General features: G+C 44.5%; 12 protein-coding genes. 1 reads left to right on the forward strand and 11 read right to left on the reverse strand.

All coding sequences use genetic code 11. The features are described 5' to 3' along the window. Position 1 precedes the first annotated feature (1 nt). The 4 genes from Selli1_RS05955 to Selli1_RS05970 form a co-directional block, all read right to left on the reverse strand. Positions 2 to 232, reverse strand: a complete 231-nt coding sequence (locus tag Selli1_RS05955; protein WP_087168969.1) for a nucleoside phosphorylase-I family protein — start codon at positions 230 to 232, stop codon at positions 2 to 4. Positions 233 to 383: 151 nt separating this feature from the next. Then, complete coding sequence (locus tag Selli1_RS05960) at positions 384 to 1,055, reverse strand: PHP domain-containing protein (protein ID WP_191427602.1); 672 nt, start codon at positions 1,053 to 1,055, stop codon at positions 384 to 386. A gap of 18 nt (positions 1,056 to 1,073) precedes the next feature. Continuing rightward, complete coding sequence (locus tag Selli1_RS05965) at positions 1,074 to 1,664, reverse strand: SOS response-associated peptidase (RefSeq protein ID WP_191427601.1); 591 nt, start codon at positions 1,662 to 1,664, stop codon at positions 1,074 to 1,076. Between the two features lie 24 nt (positions 1,665 to 1,688). Further along, positions 1,689 to 1,976 (reverse strand): hypothetical protein, encoded by a 288-nt coding sequence (locus Selli1_RS05970; RefSeq protein WP_191427600.1) that lies wholly within the window; start codon positions 1,974 to 1,976, stop codon positions 1,689 to 1,691. 177 nt (positions 1,977 to 2,153) lie between these two features. On the opposite strand from Selli1_RS05970, the gene Selli1_RS05975 reads away from it, so the two are divergent. Then, on the forward strand, positions 2,154 to 3,029 hold the full coding sequence (locus Selli1_RS05975) for a MerR family transcriptional regulator (protein WP_281872495.1): 876 nt from the start codon (positions 2,154 to 2,156) through the stop codon (positions 3,027 to 3,029). 82 nt (positions 3,030 to 3,111) lie between these two features. On the opposite strand, the gene Selli1_RS05980 is transcribed toward Selli1_RS05975, so the two are convergent. The 7 genes from Selli1_RS05980 to Selli1_RS06010 all read right to left on the reverse strand — a co-directional run bounded on the left by Selli1_RS05980 (position 3,112) and on the right by Selli1_RS06010 (position 8,133). Beyond that, positions 3,112 to 3,429: a DUF6442 family protein gene (locus Selli1_RS05980; protein ID WP_087168965.1), complete on the reverse strand. Its 318-nt coding sequence runs from the start codon at positions 3,427 to 3,429 to the stop codon at positions 3,112 to 3,114. 134 nt (positions 3,430 to 3,563) lie between these two features. Next, positions 3,564 to 4,133, reverse strand: a complete 570-nt coding sequence (locus Selli1_RS05985) for an alpha/beta hydrolase (RefSeq protein ID WP_281845465.1) — start codon at positions 4,131 to 4,133, stop codon at positions 3,564 to 3,566. A gap of 13 nt (positions 4,134 to 4,146) precedes the next feature. Then, the gene (locus Selli1_RS05990; RefSeq protein WP_138374103.1) at positions 4,147 to 4,623 is read right to left on the reverse strand and encodes a YaiI/YqxD family protein; all 477 of its coding nucleotides are present in this window, start codon (positions 4,621 to 4,623) and stop codon (positions 4,147 to 4,149) included. A gap of 12 nt (positions 4,624 to 4,635) precedes the next feature. Beyond that, a complete protein-coding gene (locus Selli1_RS05995; protein ID WP_087168962.1) occupies positions 4,636 to 5,397 on the reverse strand; it encodes an EFR1 family ferrodoxin in 762 nt (253 codons plus the stop codon). Positions 5,398 to 5,437: 40 nt separating this feature from the next. After that, on the reverse strand, positions 5,438 to 6,193 hold the full coding sequence (locus tag Selli1_RS06000) for a methyltransferase domain-containing protein (protein ID WP_281872496.1): 756 nt from the start codon (positions 6,191 to 6,193) through the stop codon (positions 5,438 to 5,440). Between the two features lie 101 nt (positions 6,194 to 6,294). Beyond that, positions 6,295 to 7,362 (reverse strand): PD-(D/E)XK nuclease family transposase, encoded by a 1,068-nt coding sequence (locus Selli1_RS06005; RefSeq protein ID WP_087168960.1) that lies wholly within the window; start codon positions 7,360 to 7,362, stop codon positions 6,295 to 6,297. A gap of 258 nt (positions 7,363 to 7,620) precedes the next feature. Beyond that, entirely contained in the window at positions 7,621 to 8,133 is a 513-nt protein-coding gene (locus tag Selli1_RS06010) for a ferritin (RefSeq protein ID WP_087168959.1), read from the reverse strand. Positions 8,134 to 8,359 lie beyond the last annotated feature (226 nt).

Here is an 8,359-nt window from a genome sequence, read left to right on the forward strand (position 1 = left end):
GTCAGATCCGGACAGCCAGTTCTAGTGCAATCATGGCAATCCGGTCTTTTTCCATCAGTTTTGCGTCATTGCCAAGACTTCTTATATCCCATTGTTCCGCGTCCAGATTATCCGCCGCATAGAAAAACTGAAACAGTTCTCTTCCCCGGAATCTGGCTGCAGCTGCATTGGCGGAACATTCCATATCCACACAAATGCATCCCTGCAATCGGATCCACAAAATCTTCAGCATTGATTACCGCCTTTTGCGATGGATCAAATTCCTTTAGAACCATACTCATTCTCCTCATTCCTTTAAAATAGTACTGCTAATTTTTCATAATTTTATCTATTTTTGATATTATAGCAGAAAAAGAGACAAAAATGCCTCTTTTTTCGTTCTATCAATTTGAATCTGTGCTGACAATCAGCCGGATTTTTTCTTCCTTCATCAATGCGACAACTTCCTTGATATTATGGACATCCTTCTCTGTCTCGATTCCACCGAATCCCACCTGATCCAGATCATGGCAGTCGCTGCCGGAAACCAGTTTCAATTCCGGATATGCCTTTCTCCATTCATCCAGCTTTTCATTATGATTCCCGCTGTTCGGACGTTGATTGTATTCCACTCCATCTAAAAATTCCGGCTCACGAGGTACACATGGTTCCCGGAACGGATGTGCCTGATAAAATAACGCACCGCAGGAATGGCAGAGATGCAAGATTTCTTCCTGACTTAAAAAACAAAGATCCGGGTGTTGGAATAAAAAGTCCTCGTCGATCCCGTAAATCAGGAAATCTTCCTCGTTCGGTTCCAGTCGGATTTCCACACCAAGCATAACCTGAATTCCATACTTTTCTTCTGCCGCTTTAGCTTTTCTGTATCCCAGAAGATACCGTTCTATTTTCTCCTCGTCCGTCTTTCCAAACTCGTTCAGCAAAACGGAGTCAAAGTGATTCGTAATCACAAGCGCATCATATCCCGCTTCAGCGTATGCTTTCATGATTGACTCTGCATCTGCTTTTGCGCAGGGACTTCCCTCACTTGTATGGACGTGCATCTCAATTTTCATAACATTTCTCCTCCTGTCTCACATCGGAAACAATGTCATCTGCTCGTAATCCGCCTGTCGTTTCAGTTCTTCCGGCGTCTGGCACAGCATTGCTTCAGTCGCTTTTTCGTCCCGGAGCCAGTCCTCGATCTGATCCTGTCTTAGAATCAGCGGCATCCGGTCATGAACCGGTTTCATCGATGCATTTGCCTCTGTCGTCAGAATCACAAAGCGTTCTTCATTCTCCATGATATCGAAAAATCCTGCCAGATAAAGGATCTCTCCATCCTTGCTTTTAAAGGTATTTTTCTCTTTCCTCTGATTCCACTCGTAAAAATGACTTGCAGGGATGACTGCCCGGTGATACCGGATTCCGTCCGCGAAAATCTTTTTCTCCAGAACGGATTCAGCCCTTGCATTGATCAGCACGCCACTCTTTTGAATCCCCGGATAGCCCCATTTTATACCGGAAAGACAGATTCCTTTTCCATTCCACTTCAAAATCAGCGCTCGTTCTGTCGGGCGGATATCACGCCCCAGGCATACGTTTTTGGCTTCGCTGTCCATCTCTGTCGCGAACGCTTTTAGTTTCTCCAGGATTGTCTCATCGATGTAAAACAGGCTGCACATCTTTTGTCCCTTTCCGGCGTCTTACTATTTCATCGCTTTTTTGATCCACTGATTCACCTTGTTCTTCGCGTCCTGAATTCCGTTACGGATCGGGTACACAAGATCAAGCTCTGATACGATCTCATTTCCTTCCAGCGCCTTATGGAAGTTCTTCCATGTATTTCTCATATTACCACCATTGCACACCAGAAGATAGATCTTCTTTCCTTTTATTTGATTTTCACTCAGAAATGTGTTGACTGCCGGCGCACAGGTGCCAAATCTGCACGCCTCCCCACACAAAGCGGAACATGCTTTTCGTCGGTTTTTCATCCGCCACGGTAAGTTTCAGCACGTCGGCGTCGATTGCCGCCTTCATTCCTTCTACAAGTGCCTCTGTATTTCCTTCATAAGAATAATAAACAATTAAAAATCTGTGCTTTTTTTGCTTCGATTCTTGACTCTCACGCTGCGTGATACGGTATGATAGGGATAGAAGGAGTGGAGCACATGAAGACAATAAGTCAAATCGCAAAATTGAGTGGAATCAGTGTACGAACACTGCAATATTATGATGAAATCGGACTGCTGAAACCGTCCAGTCTCTCGGAATCCGGATACCGCCTGTACGACGAAGAGGCCCTTGGAAAACTCCAGCAGATCCTGACGTTGAAAGAACTTGACTTTTCACTGAAAGAAATTCAGCACCTTCTGAGCGGGGCAAAATCTGACCGCGCTGCGGCATTTTGCAGGAAAAAACATCAATTTTTAATTGAACGAGGGCATCTTGACCGGCAGATCGAACTTCTGACCCGCTTGGAAGAGCGCGATACGATTGATAATCTCCAAGAATATGATCTTTCTGAATATTTCCGCGCACTGGAAGAGTTCAAAACCAGTCACAAAGATGAGGTTATTACCTACTGGGGAAGTGAAGAAAATTTCGACCTGTTTATTCAGCAAATCCGTAAAAGCGAGGCACAGGCTGCCCGCCTCGCCGTCCAGGAATTCGGCAGTGTCGAGGCGTACACTGAGGCAATGAAATACAATCTGGAACATTTTTCAGAAATCATGAAGAAGTGGCAGGCCCAGATTCCAGAAGAGTTGAAAGCGGAAGATCCGTTTGTCAAACTCGCCTCTCATAAAGGAGAACCCGTTTCCTCAGATGCTGTTCAGCAGCTTGTCCGGGATGCAATTTCCCGGGCCAGAGACACCGCATCTTCGGAGCTGTTCTGCGATCATGCATCTTACTGCGATCTGATCATCGAACTTTACTCCGGTGACTACATTCAGGCTATCACAGACACAAAACACGGAACCGGGTCCGCTGAATATATTGTCAGCGCATTTCAGTATTATCTGGATCATTTCCGGGAGCGAGGATAAGATACCGGAAATAAAAAATAGAAAGAAAAAACCGGGAGGACCGCAAACATACTGCCTCTCCCGGTAGTTTTTGAAATTAAAATCAGAACAGTTCCTTCAAATAGGCTATAAAAAACAGTATTCCCCCGCCAATCTCTATGACTGCCAAAATCAAATCCCACTTGTTTCTCAACTTTAGAAACATCATCAGTTCCATTGAACCGTAAATCGTACAGAAAATAATCCATGCACTGTAATTTTCTCCTTTGTCTGCCCATGATGCCAATATAGAAAGTACCGCGCACATAAAGATACCAAATCCGGCCGCCATTCTTCCGGCCCACATCTGAACATTGCGTTCCCTTTCATCCACAATCTTGTTTTCTTTTCTGCTTTTTAATAAAACTTCTTCTTTTTCCATACTGATTCCCTCCAAATAAGGCCAGGTTTGCTTGTAGCCCTCAGCATATCATCGACAAGTAAACTTGTCAACAGATTTAAAATTACTTTCTTTCTGGAAAAAATCGATGTAACTTCTACTTTTAAAAAGAACGTTTATTCGTTCCTCTCGGAAAATTCACGAATATAGTCTTCCGTCTTTTCCATGATCTCTCTCATAATCTCCAGATCCCGTAGCGTTTCCCCGGTCTCCATGGAATGATTGGCGTGCTCCGTCAGATAAAGAGGAATCTTTCTTTTCTCACATTCACTGACAATGACTTCCGTCTTCGCCCAGTCATCTCCGGTTCCGTGAAAAACAATTCCTTCCGTCCCGATGGCCTGAAATGACGCCTCCACAGGGGTATAATAGACATGTCCGGCTCCGATCCGGTTTATGGCATCATAGGACGCCGCCAAAGCGGTCCCGATACTCTTGGACAAAAACAGTACTTTATCATAAGAACCAAAGTCGATTCCGGAAAGCTGTCCGGTTATCTTTTCAAGTGCCTGTTCGTAGGCGGCATACATTTTCTTTGCGTCTCCCTTGATGCCCGACGGAAGCTGCCCGTAATCTGCGCAGACAATCTCATATCCGTACCGTCCGACAATCTTTCTGCTGTAATATAAAAGCGGCTTGTCCGCATGATATCCGACTCCTGGAAATACTACTGCTATCTTCTTCATCGTTTCCTCTCCTTTATTCCAGTTTTCCTGTTTCTCTCTCATGTTCTACGGACGCTTTTTGTATCAGTTCTTCCAGAGACTTCACAAACCGTTCATCATCCTCTGCCGTTCTTTTCTTCGGCCCCTTCAGGTGATTCTTTTTGGAAGCTCTTCTTGCTTTTCCGGCAAGATGCCGTTCCATCAACATCTGGTCAATATTATCATTCGTGTACCACCTGCCGGACTGATGGATGCAAAAAGCCCCTTTTCCAAGAGCCATTGCTGCCACTCCATAGTCCTGCGTCACCACCAGATCCCCTTTTTTGCACAATCCGATCAATGCAAAATCCACAGCATCCGCTCCGGAACCAATCACCTTCACTTCACTATACTCTGACTTCAATACATGATTCGTATCGCAAAGCAACGTCACAGACACACTGTATTTCTTTGCGGTCTCTTCCACTATCCTGACTACAGGGCAGGCATCCGCATCTACATAAATCCGCATCCATTCATCCTCCTATAAAGGAAACTGTTCTTTCGGGAACGTATAACGCGGAAGTCCCTTGCTGTGTTTCCCATATTCAATCGCTTCCGCCGGACATTTGCAGATGCAGGCCATGCAGTGCGTACATTGATCTCCCCATACCGGACGCCCATGATGGAACCGGATATTATTCATCGGACAGACTTTTGCACATTTTTCACAGGAAATGCAGTCTCCCGTTACATAAAACTTTTTAGCATGTACAAACAGTGGATAAAACACCTGATTGACCGGACCGCTGCTCAGTCTGTCCACCGGAGTGATTTTAGCCGGAGGAAACGGAAGCTTTTTCTGAATCCGCGAAACCGCCTCATCAATCCTTTTCTCCGCACGGCGGATAATTTTCACCGCCTCCTCTTTGTGCGGTGTCTGAAACAAGGCTATATAATTTTCCGGCATCACGATTTGCATACACCCCAAATACTGCATCTGTTTTCCTGCGCAAAGCTCCTGCAGATATTTCCCGGCATTTCCTGCATTTAATCCGCACGTCATAACAAAATAGATCTTCTTATTTCCTGAAAGTTCTGTTCTCTTTATCCATGCTTCCAGAATCCGCGGGATTCTCCACGCATAAGTAGGCGATACAATCACCCAGGGCCTGTCCGAATATACCTCTCTGCTGTCTCTGTTTTTCAGTCTGGAAAACAAATCCAGTACTTCATCCCCGACAGCCTTTCCAATTCTCTTTGCCACATACTCACTGTTTCCTGTTCCCGAAAAATATAAAATCACGTTTCTTTCCTCCTTCCATTCGTTGCTTCTTCCAACACGATTACAACTTTCCTGCAACGATCAGATACCGGTGAATGGTACCTTCTATTTTTCCGTCCCGTTCCAGATTATTCTGCATTTCAAGAAGATTTCCCATGCATTTTTCAACCGAAAAGCCCGGGAATTCCCATTCTATCACATGCGCAAACCATACAAACGCGCCTACGTCATAGAACACAATCGGACGGTATGCCTCTTCTGCCCGAAGAATCTGGAATCCTGCATCCTCAAAAGCCTTTCTCTGCTCTTTCAGGTTCAAATGCGGAAACGGTTTCGGCGTCCCCGGAAGTACCTGCACTACCAGATCCCGGTCATTGTCACCGCCTACCTGTTCTGTAATAAAAACGCCTCCGCTCTTTAAAAGCCGGTAAAGTTCCGGTGCATCAAAGTCGCCGTGACGGTTGATAATCAAATCAAAGCTCTCATCCGGATAAGGGATTTTCGCCGGATCCTGACACTCTTTAAAATGAATTCCCAAAGGCAGCAATGTTTCCCGGCACAGTTCCACATTCGGAGGATATCCCTCCGTTGCGGATGTCTTCTGCCACGGATGTCCAAGCGAGAGCAGAAATTCTCCCCCGCCGGTGTCATAATCCAGAAGTTCTGCATCCCCGGTAAGATACTGATTTACAATCTCCCTGTAATTCCAGGGAAGATCCTTCTCTTCCTCGTACCGCCCCTCAATATGCGAAAAATCCCACCCATGAATGTGCGCAAGATCTTCTTCCCGCTTCCAGATTGATTTCCAGCTCTCCATCAGCTTTTCCCTCCCTTGAAATATCGTTTCTTACTTTGCATACACAAAAGCGCCCATACAGGCGCTTTTGTATTCCAGACAGCGTTGCTGCTATCTCACTTCTATTTCTCCAGCTTCTCCATCAATTCCCGAATCTGATTCTGGAGCCTTGCATTTTCTTCTTCTTTTTCTTTTAAGGATGCTTCTGTCTCCCGCAGTCTGCTGTCTTTTTCCTGTAGCACAGTTTCTTTCTCCTGTAGCACAGTTTCCTTTTTCTGCAGATCTCCTTTAAGTCCGTCAATTTCTTCCTGCATCTCATCAATCATATACTGTACCGTGTTCCGATCCAGCTGCAACAATTCTTTTGAGAACATCTCCATCACCTTCTCTACATTCTGGCACAGTTCGTAGATCTCCTGATACATCTGTTTGAACTCCGGATATTCCTTCAAAAGTCCTGCAATCCTCCGCGGTTCATCTGTACTGAAAAACTCAAGCCATGCCTCCAGTCTGTTTCCTATACCTTTATTTTGCACAACATTCTGAAATACGTCAAGCGGAATGTATACATATTCCTGCAATAATTCCAGCTTGATTCCTGTATCTGATTTCTGGGAAAATTTATGAATATAATCATCCGGATATTCTTTAAATTCTTTTGGACTTTTCTCGTAGAGAACGATCGTGTACACCTTTTTCATATTTTTGTAACTGAAAGATTTTCCTCGTTCTCCTTTCACTCTCTTATACTGCCTGAGGAGCAGATCTGCTGAGTAGCAGGCACTTCTCTGACCTGAAAACAGATAGCCGAGTTTCTGTACCTCCACGTTTGCGATACTTTGATCTTCCAGCTCCACTACAATATCCATAATCACAAGAGAATGTTCGTCAGCAATCCGCACCGTATCATTGGGAAGTACTTTTAAAATCTTTACTTTCTTTTTCAGCACAAGTGATAGAAAATCCTCCAGCCGCTCCGGGGCTGTCTCGGGATTCAGAATCTCTTTAAAAAAGGAATCATAGAGAATCCGAAGCCCCCGGTTTCCTGTACAGACATCCAGAAATTCTTCCTGCTGCCCTTCGTTCCACTGCCGGAACATCTCAGAGAGTTTTTCGCTTTCGGAAATCTCCTCTAATACTTCTTTGCGCGTGCGTATGGTTGGAAAATACGTCTTTAAAATCGTTGCCATAACCATGTTCCTCCTTTTCTTTTTTCAGTTGTCATTTCGTTCATTTGCGGGTTTTATGACTCCGATGTGGAGTTTCCGAAAATGAGAATGCCTTTCGGCAAAAGAGATCTTCTTCTCTGATAGAAGAAGACAGAAACGGCAGTCAGAATGCCGCCAATATAGATAGTTTTACTGTAGCACAACGAGCTTCCGCAATCAAGAAAAAAGCCTGCACAGAACAACCATTCTGCGCAGGCTTTTTTCATCCAGGACAAATTTCTATAATACGAGAGATGGTGCTGCATATACGCGGGCGCCAAGTTCTCCATCCAGCATGTAAAGGGCTCTCGGATCGGATCCGAACAATTCATACTTCTTGATCAGATTTTCCGCATTGGTCTCTTCTTCTCCCTGTTCTTTTACAAACCAGTCAAGGAACTGCATCGTACGGAAGTCTTTTACCTGATTTGCCGCATCATAAACATTGTGAATCAGTCCTGTTACATACTGTTCATGCTCATATCCTGCCCGAAGTGGATCTGCAAATGACTCGTATTTCTGATCCGGCTTGTCAATGGCCTCCAGAGTCACCTTGCATCCATTATTCTGTAAATATTTCAGAATCAGCATCGCATGGTCGCGCTCCTCCTGAGCCTGAATATTGTACCAGTTGGCAAAGCCGTCCAGTCCCTCTTCTGTATAATAATTTGCAAAATCCAGATATAAATAAGCGGAATAAAACTCCTTATTAATCTGAGTGTTCAGCAATTCTGCTACTTTTGCATCTAACATCTTCATTCCTCCTGCATTTTCCTTTTTTCGTACGGCAACATATACCTAAATCGAGTTATAGCACCTTCCTGCCGCCATGTCAAGCGCACACTCTCCCCGGTATGTGTCAAGTAATCGTTGGCACTTTTTCTTCTTTTTTTGATATCAGTTTATTTCTTTTATTTTCAGACAATTCAGTTCGGACTTTATCTGATCATTTTATGTTTCTTTTTAACAGAATGCTCTT

Origin of the sequence: Sellimonas catena (assembly GCF_027924685.1) — a bacterium.
Classification (GTDB): domain Bacteria; phylum Bacillota; class Clostridia; order Lachnospirales; family Lachnospiraceae; genus Sellimonas; species Sellimonas catena.

What these genes read in the sequence shown, in the direction of transcription:
- Selli1_RS05955 (WP_087168969.1), bottom strand. Translation starts at nt 232, where the DNA reads ATGCTGAAGATTTTGTGGATCCGATTGCAGGGATGCATTTGTGTGGAT.
- Selli1_RS05960 (WP_191427602.1), bottom strand. Translation starts at nt 1,055, where the DNA reads ATGAAAATTGAGATGCACGTCCATACAAGTGAGGGAAGTCCCTGCGCA.
- Selli1_RS05965 (WP_191427601.1), bottom strand. Translation starts at nt 1,664, where the DNA reads ATGTGCAGCCTGTTTTACATCGATGAGACAATCCTGGAGAAACTAAAA.
- Selli1_RS05970 (WP_191427600.1), bottom strand. Translation starts at nt 1,976, where the DNA reads ATGAAAAACCGACGAAAAGCATGTTCCGCTTTGTGTGGGGAGGCGTGC.
- Selli1_RS05975 (WP_281872495.1), top strand. Translation starts at nt 2,154, where the DNA reads ATGAAGACAATAAGTCAAATCGCAAAATTGAGTGGAATCAGTGTACGA.
- Selli1_RS05980 (WP_087168965.1), bottom strand. Translation starts at nt 3,429, where the DNA reads ATGGAAAAAGAAGAAGTTTTATTAAAAAGCAGAAAAGAAAACAAGATT.
- Selli1_RS05985 (WP_281845465.1), bottom strand. Translation starts at nt 4,133, where the DNA reads ATGAAGAAGATAGCAGTAGTATTTCCAGGAGTCGGATATCATGCGGAC.
- Selli1_RS05990 (WP_138374103.1), bottom strand. Translation starts at nt 4,623, where the DNA reads ATGCGGATTTATGTAGATGCGGATGCCTGCCCTGTAGTCAGGATAGTG.
- Selli1_RS06000 (WP_281872496.1), bottom strand. Translation starts at nt 6,193, where the DNA reads ATGGAGAGCTGGAAATCAATCTGGAAGCGGGAAGAAGATCTTGCGCAC.
- Selli1_RS06005 (WP_087168960.1), bottom strand. Translation starts at nt 7,362, where the DNA reads ATGGCAACGATTTTAAAGACGTATTTTCCAACCATACGCACGCGCAAA.
- Selli1_RS06010 (WP_087168959.1), bottom strand. Translation starts at nt 8,133, where the DNA reads ATGTTAGATGCAAAAGTAGCAGAATTGCTGAACACTCAGATTAATAAG.